This window comes from Microbacterium sorbitolivorans (genome assembly GCF_003327285.1).
Classification (GTDB): Bacteria; Actinomycetota; Actinomycetes; order Actinomycetales; family Microbacteriaceae; genus Microbacterium; species Microbacterium sorbitolivorans.
Window position 1 is genome coordinate 228,399 of sequence record NZ_KZ848474.1, and the last position, 15,596, is coordinate 243,994.

Consider the following 15,596-nt stretch of genomic DNA (forward strand, 5'->3'; position numbering starts at 1 on the left):
GTAGCACCGCGTTAGGGCGAAACTACTGCGAACACGCGAACATCCCAGGCAGTCATCTCTAGGCTCACTCCTGCCGCGAGCGTGTCGCCGGTAAGGACGTCTTCCACGTCAACGGGAACTGTTGTGCGAACTACGCTGGATGACCAGTTGTGGAGGATGACGATCTCTTCTTGGTGGCGGTTGAGCGCGCGTGTAGCCGTGACGCTCTCGGCATTTCCCCAGGCGCTTCTCGTAAACCGCGAGAATAGGGCTCTTGCCAACTCGTCGTCAGGGAGCGCAGCCATCACGGTTACTTTTCCCTTGCCGTGGTCGGCTTCGGTGAGCACACTCCACCGCGCCCACATCGGGTCGCTGTAGCGAAGGACTGTGCGGGCCTCGTTCGCCACAACAAGGTCAGTCCAGGTCGTCGCTGCACCGACGGCATTGCCATCCTCCATGACCGTCATGGCCGTTGGCAGGTTCGAGAACTCTTGGTATGAAACGCCGGCGACCTTCGCCAGGCGTGCAGGCTTGACCTCGGTTCGGGCACGAGCTGTGGCGTCTGCGTACCCAGTTCTCGGCCCCAGCACGAGGTGGCCTCCAGCCTCGACATAGGCGGCGAGCCAATCCAACATGCTGTCGTCAGCGATGTAGAGCGCTGGGACGACCAGGATGGGCCGCTTCTTGGCTTCCTCGGCGGGCTCCCTCAACCATGAACCGTCCGAGCCAACGAGCGCAGTGTCGTGCACAATGCGCGGCTGCAGGCCAGCCTGGAAGGCGCCAATGTAGAAGGGGGTGAAGAAGCGGTGGTAGGCGTGCTCGTCGTGTTGGAGTTCTCCGAGCACCGGCTTGTCGAGGTGAGGGGGGGCCGAGGCCATACCCCATTTTGAGGGGACCGAGTAAAGGAAGTCGACGTCGGAGAGGGGTTCGAGGCCTACGACCCGGTCGCCGGCACGCCGTAGCTCTGCGCCGATCTGCGCGATCTCGGTGTAGGCGCGACCCGGGGTGAGATCGTGTGGGAGAACGCCCAGCCAGAAGGTTTCGGTTCCGTCTTGGGTGGAGTGCCAGTGCCAGTATTCGATCATGGACGCGCCGCGTCCGATGAGCGCCCATGCTGCTTGACGCCATTGCCCGTCGAATGCCGGATAGTTCATTGCGGATCTTCCGGCTGCTCCTGCATTCGTCTCGGTGATGTAGAACGGCTCTTCGCGGGCCGCGAATGCACGGTCGGCGGTGAAGATGAGGTCGCCGGCCCCGTTGGTGATCCAACTGGCAGGGGCATCGCCGACGAGGCGTGGAACGGCGAGTCCGGCTTGCATCGTGTAGTAGATGTTGACCGTCATCACCTCGAGCTCGCTGGCGAGACTGCGTTCATTGGATACCGGCCTGTCCAATGCCACGCAGGTCATGGCGAACTGGTCGTCCCGCTTCAGGCGGTGCGCTATGGCCACCTGAGAGCGAATGAAGTCGTCGACGATCTCGGCTTGAAAACGGCGCCAGTCGAGGGCGTACTGAGGTTGGGCGTTGCCTCGGGGATGCCACAGGTCGTCCCAGGTCGCAAGCCGGTGCGACCAGTAGGTGAGGCCCCACTCGTCGTTGATGCGATCGACGGTGCCGTACTTGCGCCTTAGCCAGTCTTTGAACGATTCGAACACGGCGTGCCCGTGGAAGAACTCCAGCCCCGGCTCGTTATCAAGCTGGAAGCCAATCACGGCAGGATGGTCGCGGTAGGCAGCCACCACTTTCTGCACGATCCGGTCCGCATAGAAGCGGTACGCCGCGTGGCTGTAATCGGCCTCCTGCCGAGCACCCCACGGGATGGTCTGCCCGTCACGGCGCTCGCCCGCGATCTCCGGGTACCGGCGTGCGAGCCACATAGGCACAGCGTAGGTCGGCGTTCCAACGACGACGGAGATTCCGCGCGCGTGCGCACCGTCAAGAACCGGTCGTAGCCAGTCCAAGTTGAACACGCCCTCCTCGGGCTCCCAGGTCGACCAGACCGATTCTCCGACACGGATCACCGTGAATCCTGCCTCCACCATCAGATCGAGGTCGGTGTCGAGGCGATCCGTCCGATGATATTCGGGGTAGTAAGCTGCCCCGAAATGAACGGTCTGTTGACGATTTACGAACGAGTTCATACACTTCTTTCATTCAGCGAGGACGGAGAGCAGGTCGGGATCATCCCTTCACACCGCCCACCCCCAGCCCTGACTGCCAGAAGCGCTGGAGGTACAGGAAGATGGCGATGAGGGGCATGACCGACAGCATCGAACCGGTGATGACGATCGAGAACAACGATTCCCCTGTTGTCCCGCCTGCAGCTGCTGATTGCCACTGCGCGAGTCCTACAGTCAGCGGGAACAGGTCCGGTGAGTTGAGCATGATCAGTGGCAGCAGGTAGTTGTTCCAGGTCGCGACGAGCGTGAACAGGAACACGGTTACTGCGCCGGGCACCAGCAGCCGAAGACCTAGCGAGAAGAACACCCGAAGGTCAGAGGCGCCATCGATGCGGCCCGCTTCGATCAGCTCGGTGGGCACGGCCTGCTGGGCGTAGACCCTCATCAGGTACAACCCGAAGGGGCTGATCATGGATGGCAAGATCACGGCCCAGGGGGTGTTGGTGAGACCCACCTGCGCGAAGAGGAAGTAGGTAGGAATCGCGAGAGCGGTAGTGGGAACCATCACCGCGGCGAGCACCGATGCGAACATGAACTTCTTGCCAGGGAAGTCGTACTTCGCGAGAGCATACCCCGCGGCCGTGGCCAACATCGTTGCGCCAAACGCCGCCGACCCTGAGTAGAAGAGGGAGTTGCGAGCCCAGGTCAGAAACCGCCCGTTGTCGTAGCCAACGACGTCCATGATGTTCTGCCAGAGGTTGAAGTCACCGAAGGCGAACCCGAACGTCGTGAACAGGTCCGCGTTCGACTTCGTGGACGCGATGAGCAGCCAGATAAGCGGGAGAAGAAAGTAGCCCACCAGAAGCAGGATGACAACGGTCAGCGAGAAGCTCTTGGGCTTCGCCTTCTCCGGTTTGATTGCGTAGCCAGCGCTCATTCTGCGGCCTCCTTGGTGTTCCGACGTGATCGCAGCTGCGTGACGGCGGAGATTGCCATGGTGACGATTCCGAGCAGGAACGCTACCGCTGCGGCATAGTTCACGTCCTGGCTGACAAACGCGAGGTCGTAGGCGTACAGGTTCGGCGTGTAAGAGCTCCCAATGACGTTCGGTGCGATCGTCCGCAGGAGGTTTGGCTCATTGAAAAGCTGGAACGTTCCGATCACCGAGAAGATGACAGTGATCAGAATCGCGGGGCGGATGCTCGGAATCTTGATGGACCAAGCAATTCGCCACTGGCTAGCACCATCCATCTTCGCGGCTTCATAGAGCTCGGCGGGGATAGCGGTCAACGCCGAGTACATGACGATCATGTTGTAACCGACGTACCCCCAGGTCACGATGTTCATGATCGAATACAGCATCAAATCGCCGGAAAGGAACGGGATCACCGGCGCACCGAAGAACTTGGAAATCTGCGCCAGCGGGCCGAACTCGGGCCCGTACAGGTACCCCCACATCAGAGCAGCAACCACGCCCGGGACGGCGTAGGGAACAAAGATCATGAGTCGAGCGAATCGGGGAAACCTAAGCCGGCCTGAGTCAAGTGCGAGCGCGCAGAAGAGGGACAGCGCGAGCATGATCGGCACCTGAATGACGAGGAACCAGAACATTCGCCCGACGCCACCAAGGAACAGTGGGTCGGTAAGTGCACGGACGAAATTGCCGAAGCCGACAAACTCGATACCTCCCACAAGTGGGTCGGTGAAGGCCGACAAGTATCCGGCATACCCCAGTGGTACAACGAGCATCAGCAGGAACAGCAGGTAGAACGGGCCGGCAAGAATGTAGGCTGCTCCGTTGCGACGCCAGAACGAGGTGCGTCGTCGTCGAGCGTCCGCGGGCGCGGACCTCGTTGGTGTATCGGTGATAGTCATCTCTGGTCTCATCTCGGATTAAGCAAGCAACAGGGCGGGCGGGGGCTGTCCCCGCCCCGCCCCTGTGAGTTCACTCGACAGTGAAGCCCTGCTGGGTTGCGTAGGTCTTGAGCGAGGATTCCCACTCGCCCAGCGCAGCGCTCAGGTCGCTGCGGTTCGCGATGGCGGTGCCGACGGTCTCCTTATAGCTGCTGAACACGTAGTCGGCGAAAGGTAGCCAAACGAATCCGTCATCGACCGTCTCGGAGATCTTGGCGAACTCAGCGTTGACTTCCTGGCCGCCAAAGAACTCGGACGTGGTTGAAAGGAAATCGGGATCAGACAGGATCTCTCTGCTGGCCGGGAACAGAGACTGCTCGTTTGCGGCGAGGAGAGCTGCCGACTTGTCAGCGGTGATGAACCTGGCGAACTCGGCGGCCACGATCGGGTTCTTCGTGGACTTGAGTGCGGCTACAGCCGAGCCGCCCCAGTTCCCGGCTGCGGGCTGAGATTCTGACCATTGCGGCATCTGCGTGGCGCGCCACGTACCGGACGTGTTGGTTGCAGGCCCCTCAAGCTTGAGAGGGCCCCAGGCGGCAACCATCCAGCTCGCGAACCGACCATTTGCGAAGCTCTGATACCAGCCATCCGTCCAGGCGGCCTCGTTGGAGATCGATCCCGACTCAAGGAGTTTGGTCCAGTAGTCGGCAACCTTTGTGGCTTCGGAAGAGGTCAGGTCAATTGACACCGATTCGTTGCCATCGAAATCGAACGGCTTGACCCCGGCCTGCCAGAGCAACGCGAGGAACTCTGAGGCATCGTTGGTGGAAAGATTGGTGAGGAACTTCCCGGGGTTCGCCTCGGCATACGCTGTCGCGGCGATGGAGAACTCCTCCCATGTGGTGGGAGGCTCGATTCCGGAGGCGGACAGGAGATCATCGCGGTAGAGGTAGCCCACCGGGCCGGTGTCCTGGGGAACGGCGAGAACGCGGTCGTCGTTGCTCACCAGGTCCCACAACCAGGGCTCATACTGATCCTTGAGCTTATCGCCACCATACGGGGCGAGATCAAGAAGCGCCCCGGTCAGATCGAATGAACTGATGTAGGGATACTCCAGTTGCGCGACGTCCGGAGCGCCGGTCTTCGACGAGATCGCGGTACGGAGCTTCTGATAGTGGCCCGTTGCGCCGCCGCCGGCATTGACCACCTCAACCTCGATAGCCGGGTACTTCTTCTCGAAAAGGTCGACCTGCTCCTGGATGTTAGGGAGCCACGACCAGAAGGTGAGCTTTGTGGGGGTAGACATCGCAGTGTCGAAGTCCGCCTCGTTGACGTCCGGGGCGGGTTCTGTCGTCTGGCCGCTGCAGCCACTGGCTATCGCTACGAGGGCCGCCGCAGTCAGAATGGCGGCGAACTTGCGGGGTATCTTCATTGATTTCTCCTGTGATGGGTTGGGCAGAGAATTTCTCTAGAGGCGGCGAGCTCTTCTCACCGGGCCCGCCGAGCTGTGGTTTCACGGATCATCAGTTCCGCGTTGTGTTGAGGGGTGGTGTTGATCAACTCTTCAAACCGGTCAACCTGGCGCAGGAGATCGTCGACCGCGCGGGCCATGTTCTGCGCCACGTCGACTCGCACCGTGGTCAGAGGCACGGTCAGGTACGTCGCTTCCGGGAGATCATCGAATCCCACCACCGAGAGGTCCTCGGGAACACGGATTCGCATCTCGTGGCAGGCCTTGAGCAGCCCGATCGCCATGTGATCGTTGGCCACGAACACAGCAGTCGGTCGCTCGGCAAGCAGAACTAGACCGGCCTCATAGCCGGATGAAGGAGTCCAATCGCCGAACACCACCGGTGGAACATCGCGACCTGATTGCTCCAACGCCTCCTGCCACGCCGAGATCCGCGCACTCGTCGCGTACCAATTCGGAGCGCCAGCCAGGTGATGAACGGTCTCGTGGTCAAGGCTCAGCAAATGCTCGACCACCTGATGTACACCCGAGCGAATGGACGTGCTCACCGTTGCGGACTTCTGGAGGGAACGTCCACCGACAGTCACAATCGGGGTCTTAGCGAATCGTGCATCTTCATCAAAATCCATGTCGATGACAGGCTCGGCGACGAGCACACCGTCCACGCCCATATCGATAAGGCGGCTGATCGCGTTGTGGATCTCGGCGGGGTCGTTTGCCTCTGTTGTGATGACTGAGGGCAAGAGGCCGTGGTGCTTCACCGCTTCCGTCAGCCCAAGAAGAGACATCGACGGGCCATACAAGGGGCTGCCATAAGCAACGATTCCAATGACGTCCGACCTCTTGTTCATCAAAGATTGTGCGGCGCGGTTGGGGCGGTAGCCCAACTCGCCGATCGCCAGCTGCACCTTCTCTCGGACTGAGTCCGAAACATTGATCTCGTTGTTCACCACTCGCGACACCGTTTTCGGCGCCACGCCAGCCCTGCGGGCTACATCGACCATGGTTGGCAGCTTGACTTCGCTCATGTGAACCTCCATTGACCGCGCTGTCAACTCCGAGGATACGTCCAAATTGATCGCGCTGTCAATTGCCCCGTCGATGGTCGCGTCAGCCTGGGGGCGCCTGAGACGATGCTGTCGCGCACGGCCGGCGCGCTCTCGGCCGAGATGGTCGGCTGAATGTCGTTGCGGCGCGCGCCGAGACCAGAGGCAACCGATGGCGGGTTACGACGGCCGTTCGGCACCTCGGTGATCGTCGACGGCCGGCCGGCATACACTCGACGGCGTGAGCGACACGAACAGTGGGCCCCGGTCCATCATCGGCGTCCGCGACGTCGCCGCACGTGCCGGGGTCTCCCGTCAGACGGTCTCGCGCGTCCTCAACGATCATCCCGAGGTCGCCGCCTCGACCCGCGAACGCGTCGCCGCCGCCATGGACGAACTCGGCTATCGAATGAACAACGCGGCCAGAGCCCTCGGCACTCGGGTCTGCTGCACGTTTAGGTGACAGTTTGACCTGCCCCACGGAAATCGTTCCAGTTTCGCTGGCTAACTGGTGGCCTGATCCGGAAGGCTCATCCACATGCCCCTTCCCTATCCGCCGGAGTTCCGTACGCGCGCTGTCGCGCTCGTGCGGGCCGGCAAACAGGCCAAGCAGACCGCCGTCGAACTCGGCATCCACCCTGTCACGCTCTCGAATTGGATCCGGCAGGATGACATCGACCACGGCCGCAGGCCCGGCATCCCCTCATTGGAGTCGGCGGAGCTGCGGGCCGCGAAACGCCGCATTCGAGAGCTCGAGACGGAGCTGCTGATCGTCCGACAGGCGGCGAAGTTCCTCGATGAGGAGCGTCCCCGCCCAAAAGGACGCTTCTATGCCTCGTGTCAAGTCATGCGGGTGCGTAGTTCACGGTAGAGCGCTCGGCAGACGTAGCGTTTCAGGCAGCGTCGGATCTCACGGTTGGAGAGTCCTTCGGCGCGGCGGCGGGAGGCGTACTCGCGGGTGGTGGGGTCGTAGCTCAGGCGCGTGCGGACGACGACGTCGACAGCGCGGTTGAGTTGGCGATCGCCGGACCGGGAGAGGCGGTGGCGGGTGGTGTTGCCGGATGACGCGGGCAACGGGGCGATGCCGCCGAGGGCGGCAAATGCAGCTTCTGATCGAACGCGGCCGTGGTGGGAGTAGGCCGCGACCAGGATCGCGCCGGTCACGGCTCCGACTCCGGGGACTGCCTGCAGCCCCGGCGCCAGCGCTTCAGTGAGCTGCCCGAGCTGGAGGTGGTTCTCTCGCAGAACTTCGGTTTGCTCGAGCACGGCTCTGGCGAGTCGCCGTGCTTCTTCGCGGAACACCCGAGCTGTCGCGTCGTCGCGATTCGTGCGCCAGGCTGCTACCGTCGCGATCTGGGCGTCTGTGAGCGGCTTGCGGGCGTCGACCGAGAGGTCGATGCTGCAGACAAGGGCGGTGAGGGCGTTGCGGTTCGCGGTGCGTTGCTGATCGACGAGCGCGCGGGCAGCCAGGAGCACGCGCAACGCCGTCCGGTCCCCGGTTCGCCGTGGCTGGGCGAGCTTGTCGAGGTCTTCTCTGATCACGCTTCTCGCGGCGGCTTCCGCGTCGATCGGGTCGGACTTCCCGGTGCGGGCGCGTGACGGTCTGGCGATCGGTCGGATCTCCGTAACTTCGAACCCGCTCGCAGCCAACGCCGCCGCGATGCCCGCGCCGTAGGAGGACGTCCCCTCGATGGCAGCGTGTGTCGTCGTCCCCTGGGAGCGTCGCGCGATCCAGGAGAGCGCGCGGTTGGTGCCGGCAGAAGTGGTGGGGAAGGTGGCCGTGTCGATGATGCCGCCGGTGCGGGTCTCGACGAGGCAGTAGGTGTGTGTTCGGGCGTGAGTGTCGATGCCGACGACGTGTTCGAACTGATCGGTGACCGTGGTCATGCGAGCTCCTCTGGGATATCAGCACTTCGGCGGGCTGGCTCGGGTGGGGTCGCTCAGAGACACATCTGTAATGAGTCACGCCATTGCGGGCGGACAGGCTTCTGATCAAGGCATCTGCGCGGGCAGGCCGAGCCGCGGCACGGTCGCGGACACGTCCTTTTCAAGACACCGCCGCGAGCGGCGGGTCGGTTCTACCCGGAGTCACACGACCGAGCCGAGGCCCAGCCTGTCAGCCGGCCGCAGGCCCGCCAGAATCCATTACAGCTCTTCCCGGTGATCGACCGTCTCGCCGACGCCGGGATCCCGATCGACCGCTGCTGCCGCGTCCTCGGAGTCGCCAGGCAGCACTACTACCGCGTCAAACGGAAACCCCTCACCCAGTCGGAGCTGCGCAGACAGTGGCTGACCGGGCTGATCCGTGAAGTGCATGTGACCTCACGCGGCACCTACGGATACCGCCGAGTCCACGCCGAGCTGACCATGGCGATGGGCGTCACCGTCAGTGAACGGACAGTGCACAAGTTGATGCGTCTCGCCGGAATCTATGGGCTCCCCGGCCCTATCCGCACGAAACGACTCCGCGGTATTGTCACAGCGGACGATCTCGTGAACAGGAAGTTCGCCCGGCCGCGTCCGAACGAGCTCTGGGTCACGGACATCACGCAGCACCGCACGCGCGAAGGCTGGGTCTATTGCGCCGCCGTCCTCGACGTCTACAGTCGCCGGATCGTCGGCTGGTCGATCGACTCCAAGCAGGACACCACACTTGTCATCAACGCGCTCGATATGGCCATCCGAAATCGTCGCCCAGAGCCGGGAGGGATCGTTCACGCGGATCACGGAACTCAATTCACTTCGTGGCTCTTCGGGGAGAAGATCCGCTCCGCCGGGCTCCTTCCCTCGTGCGGGACAGTCGGCGACGGGCTCGACAACGCGATGATGGAGAGCTTCTGGTCATCGATGCAAATCGAGCTGTTGAACCGGAAGAAGTGGAAAACACGAGTCGAGCTCGCCAACGCGATCTTCGAGTACATCGAGATCTTCCACAACCGCCAACGCCGACACTCCGCCCTCGGCTACCGCACCCCGATCGAATACGAGACACTCAGAGAGAACAACATCCCCGCCGCGAGTTAGCGACCCGGACTGGCACCAAATCCGTGGGGCAGGTCAAGATGTCACCTATCCGTGCAGCAGACCCATCACCCATCCCAGCGAGCAAGGTTCCGAAGTCTGCACGAAAGTCGCGCATCCCCTTCGCGGCCGGCGCCGCGGCCGGCTCGGGCGTGAGCGCATTGACCAACTCTGCGATGTTCGGTGTCAGAGTCACGGCGGACGTGATCGCGACCTGCGCAACCTTGCTCCAGGACACGCGCTTGCGGAATTCGTTCAGTTTGTCGACCAGGTCCGAGGCCACCCCCGCGAGCTTCGCCGAACCGCTCTGACGCTCTGCGAGGCGCTCCGCGGACAGCTCTGCCGCGATGCCCTCCAGAACACGATTGATCAGGGTGCCACGCGGATCTCCGGAGTCGACGAACTCCCATGGATCAATCACGATCACGACAACATCGTCTCGGCGCCGCAGTTCCGCCTCGATTAAGTTGAGCGCGGTGCTCTTGCCCCCGCCCCAAGGAGAATTGAGGCCGACGGTGAGCGTCTCGAACCGGTCGTCCACAGCCACATCCGCGACCGCAACCGCAACCGCAACCGCGCTCAACCCCGTCAGATCCTGCGTCGCAGGGTTGTCATCAAACAGATAGATCGACCCCGTCACCACCCGTCCCCCGTCGCGATCGAATCATCTTCCACCGCACATGGCAGTACTGCCAAGCGACTGCCAAGTGGCGGTGGATTTTGCCATCTTCACGCGGAACCTACATCCTCGCCGAAGCTGTCGGCCACCTGCACCATGTCGTGGAAGCGGCTGAAGTGGCCCTGGAACGCCACGGCGATGTCGGCGGTGGGGCCGTTACGGTGCTTCGCCACGATCAGGTCGGCCTCGCCGGGGCGCGACTGCTTGTCGTAGACCTCGTCGCGGTGCAGCAGGATCACCATGTCGGCGTCCTGCTCGATCGATCCCGACTCACGCAGGTCACTGACCATGGGGCGCTTGTCGGTGCGCTGCTCGGGTCCACGGTTCAGCTGCGATAGCGCAATCACGGGCACCTGAAGCTCCTTCGCCATAAGCTTCAGGGCACGCGAGAATTCCGACACTTCCTGCTGGCGCGACTCGACGCGCTTACCGCTCGTCAGCAGCTGCAGGTAGTCGATGATGACCATGCTGAGGCCCACGCGCTGCTTCAGTCGGCGGCACTTCGCGCGGATCTCGACGAGCGTCATGTTGGGGCTGTCGTCGATGTAGAGCGGTGCATCGTTGATGCGTCCGCGGGTGGCGGCGAGGGTCGTCCAGTCGCGCGAATCGAGGTCGCCCTTGCGCAACTTCTGCAGGAAGATGCCACCCTCGGCGCTCAAGAGACGCATCGCGATCTCGGATCGGCCCATCTCGAGCGAGAAGAACACGGCCGGCTTGTTGTGCGAGATCGCGGCGGCGCGCGCGAAGTCGAGCGCGAGCGTCGACTTACCCATCGCGGGCCTCGCCGCGACGACGATCATCTGGCCCGGGTGCAGGCCGTTGGTGAGGTTGTCGAGGTCGGTGAAGCCCGTCGGCACGCCCGTCATCTGGCCGTCGCGGCCCTTGGCGAGCTCGATCTCCTCGACGGCGGCGCCGATGGCGACCTCGAGCGGAACGTAGTCCTCCGACTGCTCCTGCCCCGTGACGGCATAGACCTCGGCCTGCGCCTGGTTGACGAGCTCGACGGCCTCGCCCTCGCCGTCGTAACCCATCTGAACGATGCGGGTTCCGGCATCGACGAGGCGGCGCAGCAGCGCGCGCTCTTGCACGATTCCGGCGTAGTAGCCGGCGTTCGCGGCGGTCGGCACGATCGACGTCAGCGAGTGCAGGTAGTCGACGCCACCCGCACGCTGCAGGTCGCCCGACTTCATCAGCTCGTCGGTGACCGCGATAACGTCGGTGGGCTCACCGTGCGAGTACAGCGACAGGATCGCCTCGAAGATCACCTCGTGCTTGGGCACGTAGAAATCGGATCCGCGGAGCGTCTCGACGACGTCCGCGACCGCGTCCTTCGACAGCAGCATGCCGCCGAGGGTTGATTGCTCGCTCAGGAGGTCGTGGGGTGGGGTGCGCTCCTGTTCGCGATTCCCCCCGCGGCGACCACCGCCGGATCCCCCGCCCGAATAGCCGCCCGCATACTCGTCTTCGCCGTACGGGGGCTCGGGAATATCCATCGACATCTGTGCTCCTCCTGAGCGCTAGCGTACCGTGCCAACCCTGTGGAAAACTCTGTGGAGAGACCTGGGTAAAACGCCGCGCATGCTGTGGAATCCGATTGTGGAAAACTATGGATAGATCAACATTCCGGTTGCGCGAAACACGACCTGACCTGGCTTTTATTGAATCCACAGGCTGTGTGTTTCCCGACCTTTCCGAGGTCGGGCGCGTCGATATTGCGGCTTGTGGAGAGACGCTGCCATCAGACGCAGAAACCGGCGCCGCCCCGAGGAGCGGCGCCGGTTTCCCGACGCATAAGAAGCGTTACTTCTTGAGCGAAACAACCTGCAGGTTGATCACGGCGGTCACGTCGTCGTGCAGACGAACGAGCGCCTCGTGGTCGCCCACAGTCTTGATCGGTGCGGGGATCGTGACGCGACGCTTGTCGAGCTCACCGAGCTCGGCAGCGGCAACCGCGGCAACGATGTCGGCCGGCTTAACCGAACCGAACAGACGACCCTCGGCGCCCGACTTCACAGCGAGCTTGACGCGAGCCTGCTCAAGCTTCTGCTTGAGAGCCTCGGCCTCTTCGTGGGTCGCGATCGCGCGTGCCTCGCGGGCGGCGCGGATCTGGTCCACCTGCTTCTGACCGCCGCGCGTCCACGCGACAGCAAAGCCCTGGGGAACGAGGTAGTTACGGGCGTAACCGTTCTTGACCTCGACGACGTCTCCGGCGCTACCCAGGCCGTCGACCTCATGCGTGAGAATCAGCTTCGACATGTGGGGGCTCCTTACCGGCCGGCGCCAGCGTAGGGAAGGAGAGCCATCTCACGCGCGTTCTTGATCGCGCGAGCGATGAGGCGCTGCTCCTGCACCGACACACCGGTGATACGACGGGCACGGATCTTGCCGCGCTCCGAAACGAACTTGCGAAGGGTGGCGACATCCTTGTAGTCGATGAGGCCGACCCGGATGTGCTTCGCGGGAGCGGCGTTCTTCGCGCCCTTCCGCGGCTTGCGGCGGTCGCCGCTTGACTTTCCAGCCATTTTGGGTCCTTACAGAGATTTAGAGATTTAGAACGGGGTGTCGTCGTCAGAGAACGAACCCGGGGTGCTCCACGCGTCTGCGCCGGTCGAGCCGGGCGTTGCCCAGGGCTCACCAGCCGACTGCGGAGCGGCCTGAGGTGCGCCGCCGGGGATCTGCTGCGGAGCGCCGCCGGAGCGACCTCCACCGAATCCACCAGCGGGTGCGGCCGAACGCGTAACCTGTGCGGTTGCGTAACGGAGCGAGGGGCCGATCTCCTGGACATCCAGTTCGATCGACGAGCGACGCTCGCCCTCACGCGTCTCGTAGTTGCGCTGGCGGAGGTTGCCCTGCGCGATCACGCGCATGCCCTTCGTCAGCGAACCCGCGACGTGCTCGGCGAACTCGCGCCACACGCTAGCCCGCAGGAACAGAGCGTCGCCGTCCTTCCACTCGCCCGACGCGCGGTCGAACGTGCGAGGAGTCGAGGCGATCGTGAAGTTCGCCACGGGAACTCCAGACTGCGTGTAACGCAGCTCGGGGTCGGCGGTGAGATTGCCTACGACTGTGATTACGGTTTCGCCTGCCATGGGATTACCTTAGGCCTTTGCCGCCGTCTTGCGGGCCGCCTTGGCCTCAGCGCGCTTCGCCTCGGAGGCGATCATCGCGATGGCCTCTTCGGCACGCAGGATCTTGGTGCGGATCACGTCATCGGCAAGACCGAGCTGGCGGTCGAGCTCCTGCGTGGCTTCGCTGGTAGCGGTGAAGTTGACGACGGCGTAGATGCCCTCGTTCTTCTTCTGGATCTCGTAAGCGAACTTGCGCTTGCCCCAGATGTCCACGTTCTCGATCGTGCCCTCAGCGTCGGTGATGACCTTGAGGTACTTGTCGAGGTACGCGGGAACCTGGCGCTCGTCCATCTCCGGCGCGATGATAACCATCATCTCGTACTGGTGTGCGTGCGTCACTATCCCACCTCCTTCGGACTCGAACGGATGCCGGGCGTTTCCCGACACCAGGAGGGTGTAATGCACGTTGTCCGAACGGATCCAGAACGAACCCGACACGGGACAACTTCACCAGCCTACCGGATCCGCGGCTCACGAACCAGCCGGATCCGCACTCCCCAGCGAGCTCACGGGTGCGGATCCCGGATCCGGTTCGCGGGTGATCCAGAGCGCCGCGCCCATCGCGATGACGCCGAGCCCGTTCGCGAGGATGAAGGTCGGCACCCACGACGGCCCGCCGTTCCCCTCCGGGCTGCGCCCGAGCGGGAACCAGTGCCAGTCACCCGAGAGGTAGGGCGTCATCAGGATGACGGCGACGATCACCGCGGCAATCCCGACCAGGATCCAGCCCGCCGGCGCCCAGCGCGGGCGGGTGGCGCGTGCCGTCGGCAGGATCCGGCTCGCGAAGATGCCACCCGCGAGCGCCCACGGGGTTCCTCCGCCGATGAGGAAGGTGCCGCCGCCGAAGAGCAAAAAAATCGTGAAGAGGCTGATGAAGCCGTCGGAGACGAAGATCCCGGCCGCCGCCGCGACGACGGCGAACGAGAGGACGCTCGCGAGGATCGTGTGCAGCCCCGCGCCGAGGCGGTTCAGCGGGCGCCACGCGCGCGTGATGAGCGCCGCAATCACGGCCGCGATCACGGCGACCACCGCCGTGAGGGGCAGGATGAAGTACGCGACCGCGTCACTCTCGCCCGACGCCAACAGCAACGTCGCCGATATCACCGCCACGAACACCCACGGCACCATGACGGCCGTCATGCCGAATGCGAATGATTGCCCCCAGCTCACCCGACCCATACGGACAGGCTAGCTTCGCGCAGGCGGGAGTGTGGGCCGTAGCTTCGGAGATGGCCCCGAACTGCGGATCCGATCGGGGTGCGGATCCGCAATTGCGGGTCATCTCCGCAGATCCGGGCCGCGGGGCCCGCGTGGGCCCCAACTTCGGAGGTGACCCCGAACTGCGGATCCAATGGGGTCTGGGGTCCGCAATAAGGGGCCATCTCCGCAGATGCGGGCCGCGCGACCCCTAAATACGGAGATGAGCCCTTCGTGCGGAGTGGATCCGTCCGCGCGAAGGGCTCATCTCCTCCCGAAGGGGTCAGGCGGGGGTCTGCGCCGCCAGGAAGTCGACCTTGCGGCGCAGCTCGAAGCCGATCTTCTCGTAGGCCGCGGCGGCGCCGAGATTGGTCGCCGAGACGTGGAGGAAGGGGATGTCGCCGCGCTGGCGGATGCCGTGGGCGACGTCGAGCACGAGCGCCGACGCGAGGCCCTGGCGGCGGTAGTCCTCGTCGACGCAGACGGCGCTGATCTCGGTGAATCCGTCGGGGCGCAGTCGCTCCCCCGCCATCGCGACGAGCTTGCCGTCGCGACGCACGCCGACGTAACGGCCGAGCTCGTGCGTGCGCGGGCGGAAGGGGCCCGGCTCGTTGCGCGCGACGAGCGCGAGCATTTCCTCGGCGTCGTCGGCGCCGAGCTCGACGGCCTCGTCGAAGCGCTCGCCCGTGACGCGCGGCGAGGCGACGAGCTGCAGGCCCTGGCCGCGCGAGATCTCGCTCCAGCCCTCGGGAAGCGAGCCGCTGAAGTGCGAGAGCATCACGGCGGATCCGCGACCGAACATCTCGATGAGCGCGTCCCAGACGGCCGGCTCGTCCCACGAGACGACGCCGACGAACGGCGACACATCGTCCTGGTAGCGCTTGACGAACTCGTTGCCCTCCGCGAAGCGAGCGTGTGCCCCGTTCAGCGCCGACCAGGCCGGACTGTCGAGAACCGACGTGTCAACGGACGAGGTGTCCTGTGCGTGATGGGAGGCTGCGGAACGGGGCGCGAAATCGAACACAGTGTCATTGTGCTCCCGTATTTCTGTGAGCGGGATGCGTCGTCAATGTGCCGTGCGCCACCCAGATCTCTGCCACG

At 63.9% G+C, this 15,596-nt stretch carries 14 protein-coding genes and 3 pseudogenes; 3 read left to right on the forward strand and 14 right to left on the reverse strand.

The window, feature by feature from the left end:
* Positions 1-11: 11 nt before the first annotated feature.
* The 5 genes from DTO57_RS06760 to DTO57_RS06780 form a co-directional block, all read right to left on the reverse strand.
* Entirely contained in the window at positions 12-2,120 is a 2,109-nt protein-coding gene (locus tag DTO57_RS06760) for a beta-galactosidase (protein WP_114117469.1), read from the reverse strand.
* Between the two features lie 40 nt (positions 2,121-2,160).
* On the reverse strand, positions 2,161-3,036 hold the full coding sequence (locus DTO57_RS06765; protein ID WP_114117470.1) for a carbohydrate ABC transporter permease: 876 nt from the start codon (positions 3,034-3,036) through the stop codon (positions 2,161-2,163).
* Positions 3,033-3,974 (reverse strand): carbohydrate ABC transporter permease, encoded by a 942-nt coding sequence (locus DTO57_RS06770; protein WP_187346606.1) that lies wholly within the window; start codon positions 3,972-3,974, stop codon positions 3,033-3,035. Before DTO57_RS06770 ends, DTO57_RS06765 begins: the two co-directional genes overlap by 4 nt.
* Positions 3,975-4,044: 70 nt before the next feature.
* Positions 4,045-5,385 carry an extracellular solute-binding protein gene (locus DTO57_RS06775; RefSeq protein WP_114117472.1) on the reverse strand — a complete coding sequence of 447 codons (1,341 nt, stop codon included), beginning with the start codon at positions 5,383-5,385 and terminating at the stop codon, positions 4,045-4,047.
* 56 nt (positions 5,386-5,441) lie between these two features.
* Positions 5,442-6,452, reverse strand: coding sequence for a LacI family DNA-binding transcriptional regulator (locus tag DTO57_RS06780; RefSeq protein WP_162785692.1), 1,011 nt, complete (start codon positions 6,450-6,452; stop codon positions 5,442-5,444).
* A gap of 259 nt (positions 6,453-6,711) precedes the next feature.
* Here DTO57_RS06780 and DTO57_RS06785 point away from each other — a divergent pair.
* Both DTO57_RS06785 and DTO57_RS06790 read left to right on the forward strand, forming a co-directional pair.
* Positions 6,712-6,909 (forward strand): annotated as a pseudogene (locus DTO57_RS06785) (LacI family DNA-binding transcriptional regulator); the annotation flags it as partial.
* 99 nt (positions 6,910-7,008) lie between these two features.
* Positions 7,009-7,275 (forward strand): annotated as a pseudogene (locus DTO57_RS06790) (transposase); the annotation flags it as partial.
* Between the two features lie 35 nt (positions 7,276-7,310).
* Here the strand turns inward: DTO57_RS06790 and DTO57_RS06795 are convergent.
* Positions 7,311-8,357: an IS110 family RNA-guided transposase gene (locus tag DTO57_RS06795; RefSeq protein ID WP_114117475.1), complete on the reverse strand. Its 1,047-nt coding sequence runs from the start codon at positions 8,355-8,357 to the stop codon at positions 7,311-7,313.
* A 255-nt stretch (positions 8,358-8,612) separates the two neighbouring features.
* On the opposite strand from DTO57_RS06795, the pseudogene DTO57_RS06800 reads away from it, so the two are divergent.
* Positions 8,613-9,494, forward strand: a pseudogene (locus DTO57_RS06800) (IS3 family transposase); the annotation flags it as partial.
* Here DTO57_RS06800 and DTO57_RS06805 read toward each other — a convergent pair.
* The 8 genes from DTO57_RS06805 to DTO57_RS06840 all read right to left on the reverse strand — a co-directional run bounded on the left by DTO57_RS06805 (position 9,463) and on the right by DTO57_RS06840 (position 15,519).
* Positions 9,463-10,131 (reverse strand): P-loop NTPase fold protein, encoded by a 669-nt coding sequence (locus DTO57_RS06805; RefSeq protein ID WP_162785693.1) that lies wholly within the window; start codon positions 10,129-10,131, stop codon positions 9,463-9,465. The pseudogene DTO57_RS06800 and the gene DTO57_RS06805 overlap by 32 nt on opposite strands.
* Positions 10,132-10,220: 89 nt before the next feature.
* Positions 10,221-11,669: a replicative DNA helicase gene (gene dnaB / locus DTO57_RS06810; protein WP_373285653.1), complete on the reverse strand. Its 1,449-nt coding sequence runs from the start codon at positions 11,667-11,669 to the stop codon at positions 10,221-10,223.
* A 301-nt stretch (positions 11,670-11,970) separates the two neighbouring features.
* A complete protein-coding gene (rplI, locus tag DTO57_RS06815; RefSeq protein ID WP_114117477.1) occupies positions 11,971-12,426 on the reverse strand; it encodes a 50S ribosomal protein L9 in 456 nt (151 codons plus the stop codon).
* A gap of 11 nt (positions 12,427-12,437) precedes the next feature.
* Positions 12,438-12,692, reverse strand: coding sequence for a 30S ribosomal protein S18 (rpsR, locus tag DTO57_RS06820; protein ID WP_114117478.1), 255 nt, complete (start codon positions 12,690-12,692; stop codon positions 12,438-12,440).
* Between the two features lie 27 nt (positions 12,693-12,719).
* Positions 12,720-13,259, reverse strand: coding sequence for a single-stranded DNA-binding protein (locus DTO57_RS06825; RefSeq protein WP_114117479.1), 540 nt, complete (start codon positions 13,257-13,259; stop codon positions 12,720-12,722).
* Between the two features lie 9 nt (positions 13,260-13,268).
* The gene (rpsF, locus tag DTO57_RS06830) at positions 13,269-13,613 is read right to left on the reverse strand and encodes a 30S ribosomal protein S6 (RefSeq protein ID WP_229730499.1); all 345 of its coding nucleotides are present in this window, start codon (positions 13,611-13,613) and stop codon (positions 13,269-13,271) included.
* Between the two features lie 156 nt (positions 13,614-13,769).
* The gene (locus DTO57_RS06835; RefSeq protein ID WP_162785694.1) at positions 13,770-14,477 is read right to left on the reverse strand and encodes a hypothetical protein; all 708 of its coding nucleotides are present in this window, start codon (positions 14,475-14,477) and stop codon (positions 13,770-13,772) included.
* A gap of 301 nt (positions 14,478-14,778) precedes the next feature.
* On the reverse strand, positions 14,779-15,519 hold the full coding sequence (locus DTO57_RS06840) for a GNAT family N-acetyltransferase (RefSeq protein WP_114117481.1): 741 nt from the start codon (positions 15,517-15,519) through the stop codon (positions 14,779-14,781).
* Between the last annotated feature and the right edge of the window lie 77 nt (positions 15,520-15,596).